Genomic DNA, 20809 nt, shown 5'->3' on the forward strand with positions numbered 1-20809 from the left:
GGGGCAGCCCAGCAAGACTGTCGCCCGCGGCTTCCCCTCCACCACGCCGCTTCGCGTCGCGGTCTCCCTCCCCGTGCCGGGGAGGATTTAGCGGCAGCTATCCCCCGACCCCCCATCCAGATCCAGACACCGCCCCTCCATCCCCGTCACCGGCAACCCGATCGTCGCCGCCAGCGTGGGCGCGATGTCGATTGTTTCCACCGACAGCGGCTGTTCGAACCCCGCCATCCCCTTGCGCCAGAACAGGATCGGCACGCGGCGGTCGTAATCCCATGGGCTGCCGTGCGTCGCGACATAGCCCGGCCCGGGTGTCGGGATGCCGGTGACGCGCGGCTTCAGCAGTAGCAGAACGTCTCCAGACCGCCCCGGATAGAACGAGGCGCGTGCGCGCTCGGTCAGCGTCCAGGTTTCGGGCGGGGTGTGCGGCATCGGCGTTGCGGCGATCTCCTTCGCAGTAAGCGCGGCGGCGATCTGCGGCATCGCCTTGAACCGGCGGACCGTCTCCGCGATCACCGCGTCGCGCTTGGCGGCGGGCACGTCGTTCGACACGTACAAATCGCCGTCGGACGACAGCAAAACCGGTCCCGCGATACCCAACGTCTTGCCGATCGCCGCGCCGACCGCTTTCGCTGACACGTCGGTCGAGACACGCGTCTCCATCGGCATTGCGCGCGTTTGCTGGCGCTCGGTCGCGTCGTGGCCGCCGTGGTCGGCGGTCAGCACCACCTCATAATCGATGTTCCAGCCGTCGAGCGTGGCGAAGAACGCGCCTATCGTCGCGTCGAGCTGCGCCAGTTGCACGCACATCTCACCGCCGCCGGGGCCGTAGGCGTGGCCGACGTAGTCGGTCGCCGACGCGCCGATCGCGATCAGGTCGGTCGCAGCACCTTGTCCCAGCTTCATGTCCTGGATGAACCCCGCCGCCATCGCGAACACCGCGCCATCGAGCGCGGGGGAGGCGCGGAACGCCTTCGCATCGCCCGCCGCGCGTTCGAACCGGCCCGCGCCCAGCGTCTGGCTGCCGATCGCGATTCCCTGCATCAGCCGCGCGCAATAGCCGGGCACGGGGAGCGCCGTCTGCGGCTGCGCGATCAGCGCCGCGACTGCCTGATTGGTGCGATCGGCGACCGGATTGGCCGGCCGGCCGGCGAGCGTCGCGACCGTCTTGCCATTCCAGAACCAGATTTGATCGGTGTTGTGCCCGCCCATCATGATCGCCGCGCGATCCTTGCCCGCGACCGACACGACGCGCGACGCAGGGTTGGCGCGCTTCATCAGGTCGCCGAGCGTCGGCACTTTCAGATGCAGGTCGGACGGCGTGTAATCGTCGTGGTTGCTGCCGGGGACGCGCTCGTCTTCCGCGCAATAGACCAGCTTGTCGGCGCGCCCGACCTTCTGGTCGAGCCAGGTGTTGGCGATGATCCCGCTGGTCGCCGGATGCACGCCGGTCAGGATCGTCGAATGGCCAGGACACGTCTCGGTCGCGGCGTGCGACTGATAGCCCGAGGGGAACACCGCGCCCTGCAGCAGCCGGGCGAATCCGTCGGTGAACTTGTCGCGATATTGCGCGAACAGGTCGGCGGAGAACTGGTCGACCGAAATGACGACGAGCAATTTCGGCGGGGCCTTGGCGGCGGGCGATGGGGCAGGTGCCGCGGGGACGGGCATCTGTTGCGCCACTGCCGGGACGGTGGCGGTTACGAGCAAGGCGGCGAGCAGCGCTTTCATGGGTATCCTTGATGCAAAGCGGATCGCGGCGCGGTATGTGCCGCGTATGAGCCACAGGCAAGCCGCGTTGCGCGCGTTCCTTTTCACCCTGATGACGCTGTGGGCGGGGTTGGCGGCGGCACAACCCGCGGCGCGCCACGTAGCGATCGAACTGGCGCCGGAAACCGCGCGGCCCGCGGCGGGATCGACCGTGACGCTGGCGTTCAAATCCACGCCCGAAAAGGGCTGGCACGCCTATTGGAAGAATCCCGGCGATGCGGGGGTGGAGACGCGGCTGGCGTGGACGTTGCCCGCGGGGGTGAGCGCGGGCGAACTGAGGTATCCGGTGCCGGGGCGGCTGCTCGTCGCGGGGCTGATGAACTATGTCTACGAGGGGCCGTTCGCGCAGCTTGTCGACCTGAAAATCCCCGCCGGACTTGCCGTCGGAACGCGGTTGCCGGTCAGCGTGAAAGCCGATTATCTGGTCTGCACCGAAGAGATTTGCGTGCCCGAAACGCAGACGTTGTCGACCGAGTTGACGGTCGGCGATGGCGCGATCGATCCGGGCGCACGGACGACGTTCGACGGCTGGCGGCAGGCATTGCCGAAACCGCTCGGCTCGGTTGCGACATGGCAGATCGAGGGGGGGCGCTTCCGCCTGTCGGTGCCGTATCCGGCGGATGCGTCGGCCAGCGACCTGTATTTCTATCCGCTGGCGGCGGGCGCGGCGGACTATGCCGCGCCGCAATCCGCGACGCGCGACGGCGACCGGATCGTGATCGATACCGTCGCGGCGAAGACGCCTGCGAGCGGCAAGGTTGAGGGCGTGCTGTCGACCGGCGGCGGCCGCGGGTTTCTGGTGAGCGCGCAACGCGGCGCGGTCGCCGCCACGCAGCCCGCGGGCAGCCAATGGGCTCTGGCGCTGACCGCATTCGCGGGGGCGGTGCTCGGCGGGTTGCTGCTCAACATCATGCCGTGCGTATTTCCCATCCTGAGCCTGAAGGCTTTGAGCCTCGCCAAATCGGGCGGCGACGAACGCGCGGCGCGGGGTGAGGCGTTGGCCTATTCGGCGGGTGTGATCCTCGTTTGCCTCGCGCTCGGCGGCTTGCTGCTGGCGTTGCGAGCGAGCGGCAGCACGGTCGGCTGGGCGTTCCAGTTGCAGGATCCGCGTGTCATCGGCGTTCTCTTGCTGCTGGTGACCGGCATCGCGCTGAACCTCGCCGGTCTGTTCGAACTGCCGACGCCGGCGTTCGCCGGGCGATCGGGTAATGGCGGCGCGTTCGTCACCGGCGCGCTCGCCGCGTTCGTCGCGACGCCGTGTACCGGGCCGTTCATGGGCGCGGCGCTGGGCGCGGCGCTGGTGTTGCCCCCGGCCGCGGCGCTGACGGTGTTCGCGGGACTTGGGCTGGGGATTGCGCTTCCCTTCCTCGCGATCGGATTCATCCCCGCGCTCCGGCGTCGGATGCCCAAACCGGGGGCGTGGATGGAGAGGTTCCGCAATATCCTCTCAGTGCCGATGTTCCTGACCGCGCTGGCGCTCGCCTGGGTGCTGGGGCGGCAAGCGGGGGTCGACGGGATGACGATCGGCCTCGCGGCGGTGCTGCTAGCCGCATTCGGCTTGTGGTGGACCGGGCGGCGGCAGGCGGGTGGGAGTGACCGTCAATGGTGGCCCGCGATTCCGTTGGTCGCGGTGGCGCTGGTTGCGGTCGTGCTGCTCAAGCCCGAGGCCGCCGTGGCGCGCGCCACCGTCGCCGGGACTGAACCGTTCAGCGAAACGCGCCTTGCCGCGCTTCGCGCCGAGGGTCGCCCGGTCTTCGCCTACTTTACCGCCGACTGGTGCCTGACGTGCAAGGTCAACGAGAAAGCCGCGATCGAGACCGCCGCGGTCGCTGACGCGTTCGGCAAGGGCAAGGTCGCGATGCTGGTCGGCGACTGGACCGATGGCGACCCCGCGCTGGGCCGCTTCATCGAACGGCACAATCGCGCCGGAGTACCTTTGTACCTCTGGTACGCGCCGGGCAGCGCGACCCCGCAAATCTTGCCCCAAATCCTGACGCCAGCCACGCTGACCGACCTCACAACCTCCTGACCCCTTGTGCAGCGCAGCAAGTTCGCGCAGCATGGAGCCATTCACATAGAAGGGCGTTAGGCGGCTGATGGGGGAACGCGCTTTCGACGAGATCATGGGGGCCGGGGGTTCCGCGCGGCCCGAACTCGCCGAACTCGGGCGCTGGCTCGCCGAAACGCCGCAGCGCGAACTGCGCCAGCGGCAGGAGTCGGCGGAACGCACCTTCCGGCAGCTCGGAATTACCTTTGCGGTTTACGGCGAGAGCGAAGCGAGCGAGCGGATCATACCGTTCGACATCGTCCCGCGCGTGTTCCTGGCCGACGAATGGTCGCGGCTGAGTGAGGGGCTGGTCCAGCGGGTCGAGGCGATCAACCTGTTCCTGGACGACATCTACGGCGACCGCCGCATCCTGAAGGACAAGGTGCTGCCGGAGGATCTGATCCTCGGCAATCCGCAGTTCCGCCCCGAGATCGCAGGCATCAAGCCGCCGCATAACGTGTGGGCGCATATCTGCGGGATCGATCTGGTGCGCACTGGGCCGGACGAATTCTTCGTCCTGGAGGACAATGCGCGCACCCCGAGCGGGGTCAGCTACATGCTGGAAAATCGCGAGGCGATGGTGCGGCTGTGCCCCGAACTGTTCGCGCAGTTCCGCGTCGCGGCGGTCGACAGCTATCCCGACCGGCTGTTGGAGACGATGCGGTCGGTGTCCCCGCGCGGCTGCGGGCAGAATCCCAATTGCGTCGTGCTGACGCCGGGCCACTACAATTCGGCCTATTACGAACACAGCTTCCTCGCCGATTCGATGGGGGTCGAACTGGTCGAGGCGGCCGATCTCGTGGTCGACGACGACATCGTCTATATGCGGACGATCGCCGGGCGGGTGAAGGTCGACGTGATCTATCGCCGGATCGACGACGATTACCTCGATCCGTTGGTGTTCCGGCCGGATTCCTCGCTCGGCGTGCCGGGGCTGATCGCGGCCTATGCCGCGGGCAACGTAGCGATCCTCAACGCGCCCGGCAACGGCATCGCCGACGACAAGGCGATCTACAGCTATATGCCGGAGATCGTGCGCTATTATTCGGGCGGCGAGGCGAAGCTGCCGAACGTCGAGACATTTCGTTGCCGCGAGCCGCAGGCGCTGAAATACGTGCTGGAGAATCTCGGCGAGCTGGTGGTGAAGCTGGTAGACGGATCGGGCGGATACGGGATGCTCGTCGGCCCGACCGCGACGAAGGCCGAGATCGAGGCGTTCCGCGCCGCGCTGGTCGCCGAACCGCAGCGCTACATCGCCCAGCCAACGCTGGCGCTTTCGACCGTCCCGACGCTGGCCGACAGTGGCCTCGCGCCGCGGCACGTCGATTTCCGCCCGTTCGTGCTGACCGGATCGAAGGGCGTGCAGGTCGTCCCCGGCGGCCTGACCCGCGTGGCGCTGAAGGAAGGGTCGCTGGTCGTCAATTCGTCGCAGGGCGGGGGGACGAAGGACAGTTTCGTGCTGATGGACAATGGCCTCAGCCAGTCTCAGAACCTCGGCAACATGACGCAGGTGCAGGGCTGATGCTCTCACGCACCGCGTCGTCGCTCTACTGGCTGGGGCGCTATATCGAGCGTGCGGATTTCATCGCGCGGCTGGTCGAGGCGACGATCCGGCTGGATGTGCTGTCGACGCGATCTGCGGGCGAGGCGGCGTGGCAGTCGGCGTTGGCGGTCACCGATACCGAGGCGGCGTTCAAGGCCAGCGGCGCGCGGCTGACGCGCGAGGAGGTCGCGCGTTTCCTGATCCGCGATCCGTCGCACCCCGGATCGATCGCGCGCTGCCTCGACATGGCGCGCAACAATGCGCGTGCGGTGCGCACCGCGCTGACACGGGAGGCGTGGACGGCCATCAACAGCGCGTGGCTGATCTTCGACCAGCGGATGACGCGGCTCGACCCCGATTCTGCGCTCGCTCTGGTCGATGCGGTGAAGGCCGAGACGCGCGGGTTCGAAGGCGCGATCCACCGGATGCTGCGCAACCAGACGACGTCGTTCATCCGGCTGGGGCAGGCGACCGAGCGCGTCGACGACACCGCGCGCCTGCTCGACGTGAAATACCATCTGCTGCTGCCCGAGGGCGAGCCGGTCGGCGGCACGGTCGATCGCGATCAATGGACGACGATCCTGCAGACCGTGTCCGCGGTCACCGCTTATCGCTGGCTGTACAACGAAGGGCTGCGGCCCGCGAACGTCATCGACCTGTTGCTGTCGCGCGCCGAACTGCCGCGCAGCATTGCCGCCGCGATCGAGGAAACGATCGAAATGCTCAATTCGCTCGCTCGGCGCACTGGCAGCCACGGTGAGGCCGATCGCATGGCGCGCGCGCGGATGACGCGAACGGCCAAGACCCGCACCGGCGAGGTCATCGCGTCGGGCCTCCACCAGCATTTGCAGGCGATAATCGCGGAGAACGACCAGCTCCACACCGCGATCGCCCGCCAGTTCAAGTTTCACTGATGCGCATCTCGATCGACCACCGCACGACGTATCGTTTCACCAGTCCGCAGGCGCGCGTGGTGCAATTGCTGCGCATGACGCCCGAAAATACCGACGATCAGACGGTCGCGGCGTGGCATATCGCGGTCGATTGCGATGCGCGCATGACGCAGCACCGCGACGGCTTCGGCAATTGCACGACGATGTTGTATTGCGAGGGGCCGCTCGATCGGATCGAGGTTTCGGTGTCGGGCGAAGTGGTGACCAGCCGCTCCGACGGCGTGCAGCGCGGTGCGACCGAGCCGCTGCCGCCGCGCGTGTTCCTGCGCGATACGCCGATGACGCTGGCGGACGAGGCTATCGCGGACTTCGCGCAAGAGGCCGCGGCGGGGGAGGGCATGACGGCGCTGCTCCGGCTGAACGACGCGATCCACGCGCACGCCGCGATCGATCGCGGACGGCCCGAACCGGGCTTGGCCGCGGCCGAGGCCTTTGCGCGCACGTCCGCCACGTCGCGCGATCTGGCGCAGATCTTCATCGCCGCCGCGCGCAGCCTGGGTGTGCCCTCACGTTACGTGACGGGATATTGCGATCTGGAGGGCGACCACCGTCCGACCGCACATGGCTGGGCGGATGCGTGGGTGGAGGGGATCGGCTGGGCTGGATTCGATCCGACACTCGGCACGCATTCGGGCGAACATCATGTCCGCGTCGCAGTGGCGCTGGACGCGTTCGGCGCGGCACCGGTGGCTGGCACGCGGCTGGGGGATGGGCGCGAGGCCCTGGATGTTGATGTAACGGTTCAGCGGGAGGATTAGGGCCACCTCCGTCATTCCCGCGAAGGCGGGAATCTATAATCACGACGCTATCGAATAGAACCGCCCGCTCAGCGACTATGGATCCCCGCCTGCGCGGGGACGACGGTTTCTATGTCAGGCCCATTCGCTCGTCCGCACGACCCGCGATACGGGCGGCAGCGCATCTTCGTCGCGCATCCGTGTCCAGCCGCGCGGGCCGAGCATTTCGATCGGGCGATAGCGCGTCTTGTACGCCATCCGTGCCGATCCCTTCACCCAATAGCCGAGATACACGTACGGCAGGCCCGCAGCGCGCGCGCGGTGGATGTGGTCGAGGATGATGAGATTTCCCAACCCCTGCCGGTCGGGCACGTCGGCGGCGAAGAAGCTGTAGATCATCGACAGGCCGTCCGCCTGCCGATCGGTCAGGCACGCGCCGATCAACCGCCCCTGCGCACCGTTCATGCCGGGTTCGCGATATTCGACGATCACCGAGTTGACCGGCGATTGTTCGATCATGTCGGAATAGTCTTCCTCATCCATCCCCGCCATGCCGCCGCCGGGGTGGCGGGAGCGGAGATAGTTGCGGAGAAGCTGGAATTGCTCGTCGGTCGCCCACGGACGGCAGGCGGTGACCTCCAGATCGGCGTGGCGGCGCGCGAGTTTGCGCTGCGTTGCGCTCGCCTCGAATTCATGCGTCACGACGCGGACCGAGACGCACGCCGAACAGCCCGCGCAGGAAGGACGATAAGCGACGCCCTGGCTGCGGCGGAAACCGATCCGGCCGAGCGCGTCGTTCAGTTCATTGGCGTGCGGTCCGTTCAGTTCGGTGAAGACCTTCCGCTCCTGCCGACCGGGCAGGTACGGGCACGGCGCCGGACTGGTCACGAAGAATCGCGGAAAGCGAAATGGCGCGGTCACCTTTGGTCTGTCCCCTCCGCCACGTTGGTCATACGCGACGATACGCCGATATGAATCGCGCGGTTCGTCGTGAAAAGAGTCTTTACCACGATTGAAGGTTAACCCGGTCGATAGAGTCTTTCCAGCACTGGATTCAGGATGATTTCGGTACGGTTATTCCTCTCCGTACCGCAAAGCTACGCCAGTTCCACCGTACTCACCTCATATCCGCCATCGCGCAGCGCGACAATAAGCCGGTCGAGGTGCGTGCGGTCGCGCGCTTCGCATTCGATGTCGGTGATCAGGCCCTTTGCAGGCAGCGTAGTGAAGACGCGCTGGTGATAGACTTCGATGATGTTGACGCGTTGTTCGTCGAAGATGCGCGCGACGTTGAACAACGCGCCGGGCTGATCCTGCAGGCGGATGCGCAACCGCGCGAGGCGACCCGATCGCGCGAGGTCGCGCAGCAGCACGTTCGCAAGCAATCGCGTGTCGATATTGCCGCCGCACAGCACGACGCCGACCGTCTTGCCCGTAAAGCGCCCCTTGTGCTGGATCAGCGCGGCGAGCCCCGCCGCGCCCGCACCCTCGACCACGGTCTTCTCGATCTGCAGCAACAGGCTGACCGCTTCCTCCAGACTGCGTTCGGATACCAAAAGGATGTCGTCGACCAGTTCAGCGACCATCTTCGACGTGATCCCGCCGGGTTCCTTGACCGCGATGCCCTCGGCCAGCGTATCGCCCGCACACGGCATGTCGGTGCCGTTGATGCGGTTGAACATCGACGGGAACAGCTCGGCCTCCACCCCGACGATCTCGATCGGGTGATCCGCCGCCCGCGCGACAGTGGCCATACCCGAGATCAAGCCGCCGCCGCCGATCGGGACGATCAGCGCGTCGATGCCGGGAATGTCGGCCAGCATCTCGATCGCGACGGTGCCTTGCCCGGCGATGACGCGCGGATCGTCGAACGGGTGGACGAACGTCAGGCCGCGCTCGGACTCCAGTTGGCGCGCGTGCGCATAGGCCGCGTCGAAGGTGGTGCCGTGCAGCACCACGGTCGCGCCGTGGCCTTCGGTCTGCATCACCTTCACCGTCGGTGTGTTGGTCGGCATCACGATCGTCGACGGCACGCCCAGGCGATTGGCGTGATAGGCCAGCCCTTGCGCATGGTTGCCCGCGGACGCGGCGATGACGCCCTTCGCCTTCGCCTCGTCGCTCAGCAGCAGCAATGTGTTGAGCGCGCCGCGTTCCTTGTACGCCGCGGTGAACTGAAGGTTCTCGAACTTCAGATACACGGTAGCGCCGGTCATTTCGGACAGCGTGCGGCTGATCAGCGTCGGGGTGCGGACGATCTGGTCCGCGATGCGCGCGTGCGCGGCCTGTACGTCGGCGAGCGTGACGGGGAGGGCGGGGGCGGTGTCGATCGCGTGCGTAGCCATGATGGCCCGCGCCTAGACCATCTGGCGCGGGCTGGAAACACCGCCTAAGCCCCACGCGATGAGGATCGCATTCATCGGGACCGGCGTGATGGGCGCGCCGATGGCGGGGCATCTGGCGAAGGCCGGGCATGACGTGACGGTGTACAACCGCACGCGCGCCAAGGCGGAGGCGACCGGGCTCGCGGTGGCCGAGACGCCCGCGGCGGCGGCGCAGGGTGCCGATGCGGTGGTGACGTGTGTCGGGAATGACGACGATCTCGCCGCGGTAACGCTGGGCGTGGACGGCGCGTTCGCGGCGATGCGCGACGATGCGGTGTTCATCGACCACACCACGGTATCGGCGAAAATCGCTCGCGAATTGGCGGAGGCGCGGGCGTTAGTTGTCGACGCGCCGGTGTCGGGTGGTCAGGCGGGCGCGGAGAAGGGCGCGCTGTCGATCATGTGCGGCGGATCGGCCGCGGCGATGGCCAAGGCTGAACCGGTGATGCGGGCCTATGCGGCGCGCGTGGTCCATGTCGGCGCGGCGGGGGCGGGGCAGCAGACCAAGATGGTCAACCAGATTGCGATCGCCGGCGTGCTGCAGGGGCTGTCCGAGGCGCTGCGGTTCGCGCAGGCGAGCGAGCTCGATCTCGACAAGGTGTTCGAGGCGGTATCCGGTGGCGCGGCGCAGAGCTGGCAGATGGTCAATCGCTGGGGGACGATGGCGCGAGACGAGTTCGACTTCGGCTTCGCGGTGGACTGGATGCGCAAGGATCTTGGTCTCGCGCTGGATGAGGCGAAGCGCAACGGCGCGGTGCTGCCGGTCGCGGCGCTGGTCGATCAATTCTATGCCGAGGTGCAAACAATAGGCGGTGCTCGGCAGGACACGAGCGCGCTGGTGCGGAGAATACGCAAGTGAAGTATCTGTTTGCCGCGTTGGCGCTCCTTCCCACCCCCGCGCTCGCCGACGGGATCGTCGACAACGTCAACGGCATCACCATCGCCGAAGGGGGCCGCGTGGTCCGGTTCAGGGCGATCTTGGTCGACCAGGACGGGCGTGTCACGCGGCTGGTCCCCGCGGGGGAGGAACCGCCGAAACTCAGCCGCAAGGAATTGAAGAAGAACGCCGGCAAGCCGCTGTACGAATGGCGCACCGACATGCTGGGCAAGACCTTGCTGCCCGGCTTCGTTGACGCGCACGGCCATGTGATCGAACTCGGCTTCAGCGCGCTGTCGCTCGATCTGTCGGAGGCGAAATCGCTCGACGAGGCGAAGGCGCGGATCGCGGCGTATATCGCGGGCAATCCCGACCGGAAATGGGTTCTGGGGCGCGGGTGGAATCAGGAGGTCTGGGGCCTTGGCCGTTTCCCGACCGCCGTCGATCTTGACTCAGTCTCGGCAGGGCATCCGATCTGGCTGGCGCGTGCCGACGGTCACGCGGGGTGGGCCAATACCGCCGCGATGAAGGAGGCGGGCGTCACCGCCGCCACCGTCTCGCCGCCGGGCGGACGGATCGAGAAGACCGGCGCAGCTCCGTCGGGCGTGTTCGTCGACGCGGCGCAATCGCTGATCGACAAGGTCGTGCCGCAGCCGCTGCCGAAGGAACGCGACGCCGCCTTCCTGACCGCGCAGAACATCCTGTTGCGCTACGGCGTCACCGCGGTCGCCGACATGGGCACGACGCTGGACGACTGGCTCAGCTATCGCCGGATGGCCGACATCGGCGCGCTGCGGGTGCGGATCATGGGTTATGCGCTGGGCGTCGAGACCGCTGGGCGGATCGGCGGCAAGGGGCCGACGCCGTGGCTGTACGACGACCGGCTGCGGCTGGGGGGCGTGAAGCTGTACGCCGACGGTGCGCTGGGGTCGCGCGGCGCGTGGCTGAAGAAGCCCTATGCCGATGCGCCGGGGCAGACGGGCCTGGGCTTCTTGACCGACACGCAGTTGCAGAACCAGATGAGCCGCGCGGCGATGGACGGGTTCCAGGTCGCGGTCCACGCGATCGGCGACAAGGCCGACGAACAGGTGCTCGACGCGATCCAGGTGGAGAGCGAGACCTACACCGGCGATCGGCGCTGGCGGATCGAACACGCACAGATCGTCGATTCCGTAGACCTGCCGCGCTTCGGGAAATTCGGCACGATCGCGTCGATGCAGCCGGTTCACCAGACCAGCGACCGCACGATGGCGGAGGCGCGGCTGGGGCCGCAGCGGCTGACCGGGGCCTATGCGTGGAAATCAATGCTGGCCAACGGATCGAAACTGGCGTTCGGCACCGATTTCCCGGTCGAGAAACCCGATCCGTTCGCGACCTGGGCGGCGGCGTTCACGCGGACCGGGGCGGACGGCCAGCCGCAGGGCGGATGGCAACCGCAGGAACTGATCACACGCGAACAGGCGTGGTGGGCGATGACCGGCGCGGCGGCCTATGCCGGATTCGCCGAGACGAAATTCGGCACGCTCGCCCCCGGGCAACGCGCCGATTTCATCATCGTCGACCGCGACCCGATGCTCATCAGCCCGAGCGAATTGCGCGGGACGCAGGTGCTTCAGACGTGGATCGGCGGGAAGAAGGCGTTCGAGCGGAAGTGAAGCGCGAACGGTGCAGCGTTGACGTCATGGCGGTGCGCTAGCGGCGGAACAGCCCGCCTAGGACGCCGCGCAGGACCGACCCGACCAGTCCGCCGCCAGCCTTGCTGGCGCGACCGCCGCCGAGGACGGCCTTGCCGATTTCGTTCGCGACCTGTCGGCCGACCGATGAGCTGGCGGCACGCGTGGCGGAGGTTACGGCCTTGTTCCACGGGCTGTTTGCGGCGGCGCGTTCGGCCTCCCTGGTTTGGCGTACGGCCTCCTTGTCGGCGGCGATACGGGCGCGTTCGGCTTCCTTTGCGGCGACCGCGTCGGCCTTCGCTTGAACGGCCGCGGCTTTCTCGGCGTCGTTCTGCGCGCGCTCGGCAGCGGCCGCTGCCGCGGCTTCGGCGGTCTTGGCCGATAGCAATTCCTCGGCCGATTCACGGTCGACCAGCGTATCGTATTTGTCGCCGATCGCGTCGGTCTGGATCAGCACGCCGCGCTCGACCGGCGTGACCGGGCCGACGCGACTGGCGGGGGGCTTGATGAGCGTGCGTTCGACCGGGCTGGGCGAGCCGTCGGGGAGCAGGAGCGACACGAGCGCCTCGCCAACCTTCAATTCGGTGATCGCGGTCGCGACATCGACGCCGGGATTGGCGCGGAACGTCTCGGCGGCGGATTTGACCGCGGCCTGATCGCGCGGGGTGAAGGCGCGCAGCGCGTGCTGGACGCGGTTGCCGAGCTGTCCCGCCACGGTATCGGGAATGTCGATCGGGTTCTGCGTGATGAAATAGACGCCGACGCCCTTCGATCGGATCAGGCGGACAACCTGCTCGATCTTTTCCAGCAGCGCCTTGGGCGCTTCGTCAAACAGCAGATGCGCCTCATCGAAGAAGAAGCACAGCTTGGGTTTGTCGGCGTCGCCGACCTCCGGCAGCGCTTCGAACAATTCGCTCATCAGCCACAACAGGAAGGTGGAATACAGCTTCGGGCTGGCCATCAATTTATCGGCGGCGAGGATGTTGACGATCCCGCGGCCCTTGTCGTCAGTGGTAAGGAAATCGTCGAGGTCGAGGGCTGGTTCGCCGAAGAAATGCTCTGCGCCCTGCGAGCGCTGCTGGAGCAGCGAACGCTGGATCGCGCCGATGCTCTGCTTGCTGACGTTGCCATAGGTGGTGGTCAGTTCGTCGGCGCGGTCGGCGCAATGCGACAGCATCGCCTGCAGATCGTCGAGGTCAATCAGCAGCAATTTGTCGGTGTCCGCCACGTGGAAGGCGATCGTCAGCACGCCTTCCTGCACTTCGTTCAGGTCCATCAGGCGGGCGAGGAGGAGCGGCCCCATTTCGCTGACGGTGGTGCGGATCGGGTGGCCCTGTTCGCCGTATAGATCCCAGAATTGCACCGGCGTGTCTGCATACGCCCAGTCGGTCAGGCCGATTTCCGCGGCGCGCGCTGTGAAGATCGCGTGGGTCTTGGCCTGTGGCGAGCCCGCCATCGCCAGGCCGGACAGGTCTCCCTTCACGTCGGCGACGAAGCAGGGCACGCCAGCGGTGCTGAACCCCTCGATGATGCCCTGAAGCGTCACGGTCTTGCCGGTGCCGGTCGCGCCCGCGATGAGGCCGTGGCGGTTGGCGCGTTTGAGTTCCAGCGTCTGCGGCTGCGCGCCGCCTGCGCCCGCACCGATGAAGATTCCGTCGCCCATCTGCCGCTCTCCGCCGTTTGGGTGCCGAGACTAGACGCGGTTGGGCGGACACGCAAAGGGCGTCGCGAGTTGCCTCGCGACGCCCTTTGTCAGTCAGTCGTGAACCGTGGTTACTTGATCTTCACGGCGATGAAAGCCGCCGGATTGCGACCGCGGACAACCGACAAAAGCACCTGCGGCCGGTTCGCCGCCTTTGCCGCAGCGACGCCGCGCGCGACATCGGCAGCGGTGCGTGCAGGGACGCTGTTGACCGAAACGATCACGTCGCCGCGGCGCAGTTTCTGCCCCGCGTCGCTCGACGCGTCGACCGAGGCGATAACGACGCCCTGTACGGTCGAATCGACCCCGATCGAGCGCGCGATGGCCGGGGTCAACGGCTGTACCGTCACGCCGATCGAGTTCGCGGCCGGGGCGACTGCGCCGGGGGTATCATCGTCGGGGAAGGCATCATCGCCATCGGTGCCCGTCGCGGCGGCAAGCTGTTCCTCGGGCGGACGCTTGGCGACCGTCGCGGTCACGCTGGTCGGGCGACCGTCGCGTACCAGGTCCAGTTTCGCCGCGCCGCCCGGTGCCACGTTCGCAACGAGATAGGACAAAGTGTTGTCCGGGGTCACCGGCGTACCGTTGACGCGCGTTACCACGTCACCGGCGCGAAGCCCGGCCTTCGCCGCGGGACCGGCGGGTTCGACCCGGCCGATGATCTCACCCGAGTTCTTCGGCAGGCCGAGAGCGGCGGCGATATCGTCGCTGAGTGGCTGGATGCCGACACCGAGATAGCCGCGTTCGACCGCGCGGCCCTTCATCAGCGTGTCGATGATCGGCTTGGCTTCTTCTGCGGGGATCGCGAAGCCGATGCCTATGTTTCCGCCCGACTGCGAGAAGATCTGGCTGTTGATGCCGATGACGTTGCCGTTCAGGTCGAACATCGGACCGCCCGAATTGCCTTGATTTATCGAGGCGTCGGTCTGGATGAAGCGATCGTTCGCACCCTGTCCGGTTACGCGGTGAACCGCGGAGATAATGCCTGCGGTCACGGTGCCGCCAAGCCCGAACGGGTTGCCGATCGCGACGACCCAGTCGCCGACACGCGCACGCGCGGAATCGCCGAACTTCACATACGGCAGCGGACCGGGTGCGGAAATCTTCAGGAGCGCGAGGTCCGACGCGGTGTCACGCCCGATCAGCTTGGCGACATATTCCTTGCGGTCGGGCAAAGTAACCCGGATCGCTTCAACGGTCGCCCGCGCATTGCCCGGCGCGACGACGTGGTTGTTGGTCACGACATAGCCGTCGGGCGAGATGATGAAGCCCGAGCCGAGCGACTGCGCCTCCCGCGTGATCGGCGCGCCGTTCTGGCCCTGACCGCGCTGCTGCTGGCCGAACAATTCGGCGAACGGCGTGCCCGCGAACGGGTTCGCCTGCGCTTGCACGGTCACCTTCTGATCGGTTGAGATGTTGACGACCGCGGGCTGCAGTTTCGCGACCATGTCGGCGAAGCTCATCGGCGCGCCCGCGCGCGGCGCGGCGGCGGCGATCGCGCCGGGTTCGTTCTGCGCACTTTGCGCGGTGGCGGGATTCTGGAGCATCAGCGATGCGGCGGTGCCGCCCAGCAGCAGCGCGCCGGTCAATGCGTAAGCGTATCGCACGGTCTTCGTGTTCCTCTCAATCACTCGGCCACGACAAGCAGGTCGCGGCCGGGTCGGGATTAAAATGCGTCCGCCGCGATGAACGGCGTTTGAATATGAACGTTTCGACAGGCGCGTTGTTCACGCTCCATCGCCCGGATTACTTCTGCCCCCGAAATTCGCGCAGATAATCGTTGCCGGGGCTGAGGATGATGTTGGTCGAACCGGTCGGCGCGGGGCCGCCGTCGGCGCCGAAGGTTCGGCGGTACGATTCCATCGCGCGGTAGAAATCGTAGAATTGCGCGTCCTTGCTGAAGCTTTCGGCATAGATGCGGGCGGACTGCGCCTCCGCCTCGGCGCGGACGATCTGCGCCTGCTTCTGACCCTGCGCGCGGATCGTGTTGGCCTCCTGCTGACGCGCGGTGCGCATCCGTTCGAGCGCGCTTTCCAGCGGGCTGCCGTCGGGCAGGTCGGCGTGCTTGATCCGTACGTCGACGATTTCTGCGCCATATTGCTGCGCGTTGCGCTGGAGCGAGGCCTGGATCGCGTCCATCACCCGGCCACGTTCGGGGCTGAGCAGCGAGGAGAACGGCACCTTGCCGAGTTCGTTGCGCAGCGCGGTGCCTAGCAATGGGCGAAGCTGATCCGCGACGCGCTCCTCGGTGTTAGAGGTGCTGCCGGTCGAGGTCACCGCCTTCAGCGGATCGACGATGCGGAAACGTGCGAAGGCGTCGACGTTCAGACGCAGCTGATCGGTCGACAGCACCAGCGTGTTGTCGAGATCGGCGTCGAGCACGCGTTTGTCGATCCACACGATCTTGTCGATGAACGGGATGCGCGCGATCATGCCCGCGCCGGTGCGGCCGAAGACCTGTCCCGGCTGCCACTGGTTGATCGTCGCGACCGGATTTTCGAAGCGCAGGATCACCGCCTGCTTGGTTTCCGGCACGATCGCGAACGTGGCGGCGGTCAGGATAGCGGCGGCGAGCGCGGCGAAGCCCGCGGCGACCGGATTGCGGAACAGCGCGTTCATCGCGGGGCTCCCGTCGTCGGTGCGGGCTGGGCGGGCAGCGTGGCGGGGGCCGCTGCGCGAGGCTCCTCCAGCTTTCGCTGCTGACCGAGCGGCAGATACGGCATCACGCCCGACGGTTCGACGATCGTCTTGTCGGTCTTGGCCAGCACCGCCTCCATCGTCTCATAATACATCCGGCGGCGGGTGACTTCGGGGGCGAGCTTGTATTCGCCGTACACCTTGTCGAAGCGCGCGGCCTCGCCCTGCGCCTGCGCGATCACCTGCTGCGAATAGCTGCGCGCGTTGTTCAGTGCGCCGACCGCCTGTTGCTGAGCGGCGGTGACGGCGTTGAAGTCGTCGATCAGGCTGGCCGGAGCCGACGCCTGTTTGATCGACACGCCCTGCACGCGGACGCCGGCCTGATAATCGTTCAATATCTGCTGCATCGTCTGCGCCACGCGCGCCTCGATCGTGGTGCGGCCGGCGCCGATCGCCTCGTTGAGGGTGGTCGTCGCGATCACCGCGCGCATCGCGCTTTCGGCGGTGGCGCGGACGGTTTCCTCGGGATCCTGGATTTCGAACACGAAATCGCGCGGATTCTCGACCCGCCAGCGCACGGTGTAAGCGAGATCGAGGATGTTCTGGTCGCCGGTCAGAACGTTTTCGCTGCCGTCGCGCGGGAATTCGTCGTTGCGGACCTGCTCCACGTCGACCTTCTGGACGTTGACGATCGGCGCGGGGAGCGTGAGGCGGATGCCCGGATTGAGAATGCCCGAATAGCGTCCGAAATAGGTGACGACGCCGCGCTGCTGCGGGCCGATCTGATGGAACGACGTCCACACCACCCATACGATCACGATCAAGGCGACCGCGATGAGCCAGAGCGCGCGCGCGTTCGCGCCGCCGGGCAGTTGCGGCATCCCGCCGCCACCGCCACCGCCACCGACGTTCTTCGCGCGGTTCAGAAATTCGTCGAGCGCGGTCGGTTTCGCCGCCTTCTTGCCGCCCGGCGGGACCGACCACGGATTGCGCGGGCCGCTTTTCTCGTCGTCGTTCCCCGGCCCCCACGGACCCTTGGAATTATCGGCGGCGAGGGTCGTTGGCAGGATTGAGGGGCGCCTGAGCCACGCCGGCAGGATCTTCATCCCTCCTTTATAAGGGCCGCGCCGCCGAAAAACAGTGGCAAGCGGCGCGGGCGCGCGTAACGAACGATGTCCATGGATGAGAATGAAGTGAAGGGCGCGGTCGCCGCGGTCGCTGGCGCGCGCGCCACGGTGCGAATCGAGGGCGACAAGGTCGGCGTGGTGCTCGACGCGACCGGGCTGGATGCGGTCGCGCGCGAGGCGATGGAGGCGGCTGTGAAGATGGCCGCGGGGCCGGCCGCGCGTGTCGTCGTGACCGCCGAACGCACGACGCGGCGGTCGATCGCGGTGGCCAGCGGGAAGGGCGGGGTCGGCAAGTCCACAATCTCCGCCAACCTCGCGATCGCGATGGCGCGCGCCGGGCGGCGCATCGGGCTGGTCGACGCCGATATCTATGGACCGTCGCAGCCGCGGTTGATGGCGGCGGAAGGGATCCGGCCGCAGGCGCGTGACAAGGTGCTGATGCCGATCGCCACGCGCTACGGCGTGCCGATGCTGTCGATGGGGCAGTTGATCGAGCCGGGCAAGGCGATCGCGTGGCGCGGGCCGATGGCGGCGGGGGCGCTGGGGCAATTGGTCGACGCCGATTGGGGCGCGACCGATACGCTGGTGCTCGATCTGCCGCCGGGGACGGGCGACGTGCAGTTGACGATGATTCAGAAACATCGCCCAGCGGGCGCGGTGATCGTCTCTACCCCGCAGGATCTGGCGCTGATCGACGCGACGCGCGCGATCGACCTGTTCACGCAGGCTGGCGTGCCGATCATCGGCGTGATCGAGAATATGGCGGGCTATGTCTGCCCGCATTGCGGCGAGGCGTCCGATCCGTTCGGGAACGGCGGGGCGGAGGCGACCGCGAAGGAACTGGGCGTGCCGTTTCTGGGTCGCGTTCCGCTCGATATCGCGATCCGTCGTGCGTCGGATGCGGGGACGCCGCCGGCTGCCGATCCGGGCGATACGGTGTTCGCCGCGTTAGCCGATCAAATCATTTTGTGGCTGGGAAACCGTTGAGGTTGTAACACGTTAAGGAATTACCGGTCGTGCCCGGCGCGTACAGCCCGCGGCACGAGCGGACCAGTTTTTGAAGGGGCGTTTCCAATGCCGCTGACGACTGATGCCGAGATCAAGGCTTTGCTCGAGGAGACGCGCACGATCGCGCTGGTCGGCGCATCGGACCGGCCCGATCGCCCGTCCTATGGCGTGATGGCGAAGCTGCAGGCGCATGGGTATCGCGTCATCCCGGTCAACCCGCAGATCACCGGCGAGCATCTGCACGGCGAATTCGTGTTCCGTGATCTCGCTCAGCTTGGCGACCCGATCGACATGGTCGACATCTTCCGCCGCTCGTCGTCCGCGGGCGAGGTGGTCGATCAGGCGATCGCGATCGGCGCGAAATCGGTGTGGCTGCAACTTGGCGTGATCGACGAAGCCGCCGCAGCGCGTGCGGAGGCGGCGGGGCTGAAGGTGGTGATGGACCGCTGTCCGGCGATCGACATCCCGCGGCTAGGCGTGGCGAAGGCCTCCTAACTCTTGCCGTCATCCCCGCGAAAGCGGAGACCCATGGCGCGCTTTCGCAGCAAATTGCGACCTTCGGATGGAAGGCGATCGTCGGCCATGGGTCCCCGCTTTCGCGGGGATGACGCTGGATTGGGCGATGCGGAACGCGCCTCACACTTGGTCGTTTCCCGATCGAAGGGGACCAAGAGTGACGCGTACCAACAGTATCGAGCTGGCGACCCGCATGGGCTTTGCCGCTCGGGGATTGATGTATCTGCTGATCGGCTGGCTCGCGGTTCGGCTCGGGCGGACCGAGGGGCAGACGGGGGCGCTGGAATATCTCGACAGCGCGGGCGGACGGGTCGTCCTGTTCGTGATGGGCGTCGGGTTCTTTGCTTACGCCGCGTGGCGGATCGGGGAGGCGGCGATCGACAGCGAGGGGCAGGGGTCAGGCGCAGGTGGCATCGTCCAGCGGCTGGGCGGCGTGGTGTCGGGGGTGATCCACATCGGGCTGTCCTATGCCGCGTTCCGGCTGGCGTCGGGATTGCGCGCGGGCGGCGGCGATATGGCGGAGGAGGGCACGTCGACCGCCCTGGTCCTGCCGTTCGGCGAGGCGTGGGTGATGGTCGCTGCGGCGGTGCTGCTCGGCACCGGCGCGTATCAATTGGTGAAGGCGGTGAAGCTCGGTTTCCTGAAACACATCGACCCAGCGGTCGCGGGGAAGCCGTGGGTCGCGTGGGTCGGGCGGCTCGGCTATCTCGCGCGCGGCGTGGTGTTCATCGTGATGGCGTGGTTCCTGTGGAACGCCAGCCGCCAGTCGGACGCGGAGGCGGCGGGCGGGCTGGACCAGGCGCTCGACGCGATGCCGGGGTCGCTGCAACTATTGGTCGCGGGAGGGCTCGCGATGTTCGGGGTCTTCAGCCTGGTCGAGGCGCGATATCGGCGGATCACCGACCCGAAGGTCGTGGAACGGCTGAAGCGGGTGGTGGCTTAAGGGACAAATCGACGTTTTGAGCGGTTGGCTTATCCATTCGGCACGGCATAACGTCTCGCATGATTTTCTCACATGAGTTCCGTATGATGGCCCAAGAGGGTCATCTGGCAAGCACATCACTTTTGGCGGGCTTCGAGGCGTTAGCAAAAATCGACTACGATAAACCGGGGACGGTTTACTCAACGCTTTCTCTGCTCGCAACCGGTCTTGAAAGGACAATGAAGATCGGATTCATTCTCGATTACAAAGCTCGCAACGGTTTGAAAAATCCTACCGATAAACACCTTCGCAAGCTCGGTCACTCGATAACAGACCTCTACGATAAAATGAGAGAGGCAGCTCTACCTCGGTCAATTACTGACGGCTGGTTTGAAAAAAGTAGTGAACACGGTGAAATTATTACGATACTTTCAGAATTTTCTCGCGCTTCCCGCTATTACAATACTGATCAGCTCACCAATGGGCGGGATGATCCAGACCCACTACACCGATGGTTTGCTGTTCACATGAGAGTGGCGGAATCTGTCTTCAGTTACAGGCGGTTGAGTGTAATTATGGAACGAGCGCAAAGATATTGCGATGCACGAAAATTGTTCGGATGGGAAATGGGGCCGAAGGGTCAATACGATTTAACCGTGGATGTAACGTATCAGCTTGAGGTTGCGCGCTTGAGTCGTGGTCACTGTGTATGGACTATCGTCGAGATTTTAAAGCCAATCTACAGCCTTATCGATCGACTTACCCAAGAGGTTCACGAAATTGAAATGCGGGAGAGAATAGACAATCTAACGGTCCCATACATGGTAGAGTTCTTTCCGTTCTGTCTCGCCGATAAAGCGACCGCCGTCAGACGGAAATCATGGACAACGCTCTTTCACATCGCGGGTCGGGTTTAGCA

Annotated in this window: 17 protein-coding genes; 10 read left to right on the top strand and 7 right to left on the bottom strand. The window is 66.3% G+C overall.

Translation table 11 applies throughout. From position 1 onward, the window contains the following. Positions 1 to 87 precede the first annotated feature (87 nt). Positions 88 to 1728: an alkaline phosphatase family protein gene (locus tag M0208_RS15935; RefSeq protein ID WP_258892651.1), complete on the bottom strand. Its 1641-nt coding sequence runs from the start codon at positions 1726 to 1728 to the stop codon at positions 88 to 90. A 46-nt stretch (positions 1729 to 1774) separates the two neighbouring features. On the opposite strand from M0208_RS15935, the gene M0208_RS15940 reads away from it, so the two are divergent. The 4 genes from M0208_RS15940 to M0208_RS15955 all read left to right on the top strand — a co-directional run bounded on the left by M0208_RS15940 (position 1775) and on the right by M0208_RS15955 (position 7068). Continuing rightward, a complete protein-coding gene (locus M0208_RS15940) occupies positions 1775 to 3796 on the top strand; it encodes a protein-disulfide reductase DsbD (protein ID WP_258892652.1) in 2022 nt (673 codons plus the stop codon). Positions 3797 to 3863: 67 nt separating this feature from the next. Continuing rightward, positions 3864 to 5336 (top strand): circularly permuted type 2 ATP-grasp protein, encoded by a 1473-nt coding sequence (locus tag M0208_RS15945; RefSeq protein WP_258892653.1) that lies wholly within the window; start codon positions 3864 to 3866, stop codon positions 5334 to 5336. Beyond that, on the top strand, positions 5336 to 6271 hold the full coding sequence (locus M0208_RS15950) for an alpha-E domain-containing protein (RefSeq protein WP_258892654.1): 936 nt from the start codon (positions 5336 to 5338) through the stop codon (positions 6269 to 6271). Before M0208_RS15945 ends, M0208_RS15950 begins: the two co-directional genes overlap by 1 nt. Further along, positions 6271 to 7068: a transglutaminase family protein gene (locus M0208_RS15955; RefSeq protein ID WP_258892655.1), complete on the top strand. Its 798-nt coding sequence runs from the start codon at positions 6271 to 6273 to the stop codon at positions 7066 to 7068. The genes M0208_RS15950 and M0208_RS15955 overlap by 1 nt, the downstream gene beginning before the upstream one ends. 114 nt (positions 7069 to 7182) lie before the next feature. Here M0208_RS15955 and M0208_RS15960 read toward each other — a convergent pair whose 3' ends face one another. Beyond that, on the bottom strand, positions 7183 to 7968 hold the full coding sequence (locus M0208_RS15960; RefSeq protein ID WP_258892656.1) for an arginyltransferase: 786 nt from the start codon (positions 7966 to 7968) through the stop codon (positions 7183 to 7185). Positions 7969 to 8144: 176 nt separating this feature from the next. Continuing rightward, complete coding sequence (locus M0208_RS15965) at positions 8145 to 9389, bottom strand: threonine ammonia-lyase (RefSeq protein ID WP_258892657.1); 1245 nt, start codon at positions 9387 to 9389, stop codon at positions 8145 to 8147. Positions 9390 to 9447: 58 nt separating this feature from the next. Here M0208_RS15965 and M0208_RS15970 point away from each other — a divergent pair, with 58 nt between their 5' ends. Next, positions 9448 to 10287: an NAD(P)-dependent oxidoreductase gene (locus M0208_RS15970; RefSeq protein ID WP_258892658.1), complete on the top strand. Its 840-nt coding sequence runs from the start codon at positions 9448 to 9450 to the stop codon at positions 10285 to 10287. Further along, positions 10284 to 11960, top strand: coding sequence for an amidohydrolase (locus M0208_RS15975; protein WP_408988112.1), 1677 nt, complete (start codon positions 10284 to 10286; stop codon positions 11958 to 11960). Before M0208_RS15970 ends, M0208_RS15975 begins: the two co-directional genes overlap by 4 nt. A gap of 37 nt (positions 11961 to 11997) precedes the next feature. Here the strand turns inward: M0208_RS15975 and M0208_RS15980 are convergent, their stop codons facing one another. The 4 genes from M0208_RS15980 to hflK form a co-directional block, all read right to left on the bottom strand. Further along, positions 11998 to 13641, bottom strand: coding sequence for a DUF853 domain-containing protein (locus M0208_RS15980; protein ID WP_258892659.1), 1644 nt, complete (start codon positions 13639 to 13641; stop codon positions 11998 to 12000). Positions 13642 to 13751: 110 nt separating this feature from the next. Next, positions 13752 to 15287, bottom strand: a complete 1536-nt coding sequence (locus M0208_RS15985) for a Do family serine endopeptidase (RefSeq protein WP_258892660.1) — start codon at positions 15285 to 15287, stop codon at positions 13752 to 13754. Positions 15288 to 15426: 139 nt separating this feature from the next. Beyond that, the gene (gene hflC / locus M0208_RS15990; RefSeq protein ID WP_258892661.1) at positions 15427 to 16299 is read right to left on the bottom strand and encodes a protease modulator HflC; all 873 of its coding nucleotides are present in this window, start codon (positions 16297 to 16299) and stop codon (positions 15427 to 15429) included. Beyond that, complete coding sequence (gene hflK / locus M0208_RS15995) at positions 16296 to 17423, bottom strand: protease modulator HflK (protein ID WP_258892662.1); 1128 nt, start codon at positions 17421 to 17423, stop codon at positions 16296 to 16298. Before hflK ends, hflC begins: the two co-directional genes overlap by 4 nt. A gap of 66 nt (positions 17424 to 17489) precedes the next feature. On the opposite strand from hflK, the gene M0208_RS16000 reads away from it, so the two are divergent. From M0208_RS16000 to M0208_RS16015, 4 genes are all read left to right on the top strand, one after another. Continuing rightward, positions 17490 to 18431 carry an Mrp/NBP35 family ATP-binding protein gene (locus M0208_RS16000; protein WP_408988113.1) on the top strand — a complete coding sequence of 314 codons (942 nt, stop codon included), beginning with the start codon at positions 17490 to 17492 and terminating at the stop codon, positions 18429 to 18431. 87 nt (positions 18432 to 18518) lie between these two features. Further along, on the top strand, positions 18519 to 18947 hold the full coding sequence (locus M0208_RS16005) for a CoA-binding protein (RefSeq protein WP_258892663.1): 429 nt from the start codon (positions 18519 to 18521) through the stop codon (positions 18945 to 18947). Positions 18948 to 19125: 178 nt separating this feature from the next. Next, complete coding sequence (locus M0208_RS16010; protein ID WP_258892664.1) at positions 19126 to 19911, top strand: DUF1206 domain-containing protein; 786 nt, start codon at positions 19126 to 19128, stop codon at positions 19909 to 19911. A gap of 59 nt (positions 19912 to 19970) precedes the next feature. After that, positions 19971 to 20807, top strand: a complete 837-nt coding sequence (locus M0208_RS16015) for a hypothetical protein (RefSeq protein ID WP_258892665.1) — start codon at positions 19971 to 19973, stop codon at positions 20805 to 20807. Positions 20808 to 20809 lie beyond the last annotated feature (2 nt).

Origin of the sequence: Sphingomonas sp. SUN019 (assembly GCF_024758705.1) — a bacterium.
Lineage (GTDB): Bacteria > Pseudomonadota > Alphaproteobacteria > Sphingomonadales > Sphingomonadaceae > Sphingomonas.

Coding starts and splice junctions, on each gene's coding strand:
- M0208_RS15935 (WP_258892651.1), bottom strand. CDS start 1,728: ATGAAAGCGCTGCTCGCCGCCTTGCTCGTAACCGCCACCGTCCCGGCA.
- M0208_RS15950 (WP_258892654.1), top strand. CDS start 5,336: ATGCTCTCACGCACCGCGTCGTCGCTCTACTGGCTGGGGCGCTATATC.
- M0208_RS15940 (WP_258892652.1), top strand. CDS start 1,775: ATGAGCCACAGGCAAGCCGCGTTGCGCGCGTTCCTTTTCACCCTGATG.
- M0208_RS16005 (WP_258892663.1), top strand. CDS start 18,519: ATGCCGCTGACGACTGATGCCGAGATCAAGGCTTTGCTCGAGGAGACG.
- M0208_RS15980 (WP_258892659.1), bottom strand. CDS start 13,641: ATGGGCGACGGAATCTTCATCGGTGCGGGCGCAGGCGGCGCGCAGCCG.
- hflC (WP_258892661.1), bottom strand. CDS start 16,299: ATGAACGCGCTGTTCCGCAATCCGGTCGCCGCGGGCTTCGCCGCGCTC.
- M0208_RS16000 (WP_408988113.1), top strand. CDS start 17,490: ATGTCCATGGATGAGAATGAAGTGAAGGGCGCGGTCGCCGCGGTCGCT.
- M0208_RS15965 (WP_258892657.1), bottom strand. CDS start 9,389: ATGGCTACGCACGCGATCGACACCGCCCCCGCCCTCCCCGTCACGCTC.
- M0208_RS15970 (WP_258892658.1), top strand. CDS start 9,448: ATGAGGATCGCATTCATCGGGACCGGCGTGATGGGCGCGCCGATGGCG.
- M0208_RS16015 (WP_258892665.1), top strand. CDS start 19,971: ATGATTTTCTCACATGAGTTCCGTATGATGGCCCAAGAGGGTCATCTG.
- hflK (WP_258892662.1), bottom strand. CDS start 17,423: ATGAAGATCCTGCCGGCGTGGCTCAGGCGCCCCTCAATCCTGCCAACG.
- M0208_RS15945 (WP_258892653.1), top strand. CDS start 3,864: ATGGGGGAACGCGCTTTCGACGAGATCATGGGGGCCGGGGGTTCCGCG.
- M0208_RS15955 (WP_258892655.1), top strand. CDS start 6,271: ATGCGCATCTCGATCGACCACCGCACGACGTATCGTTTCACCAGTCCG.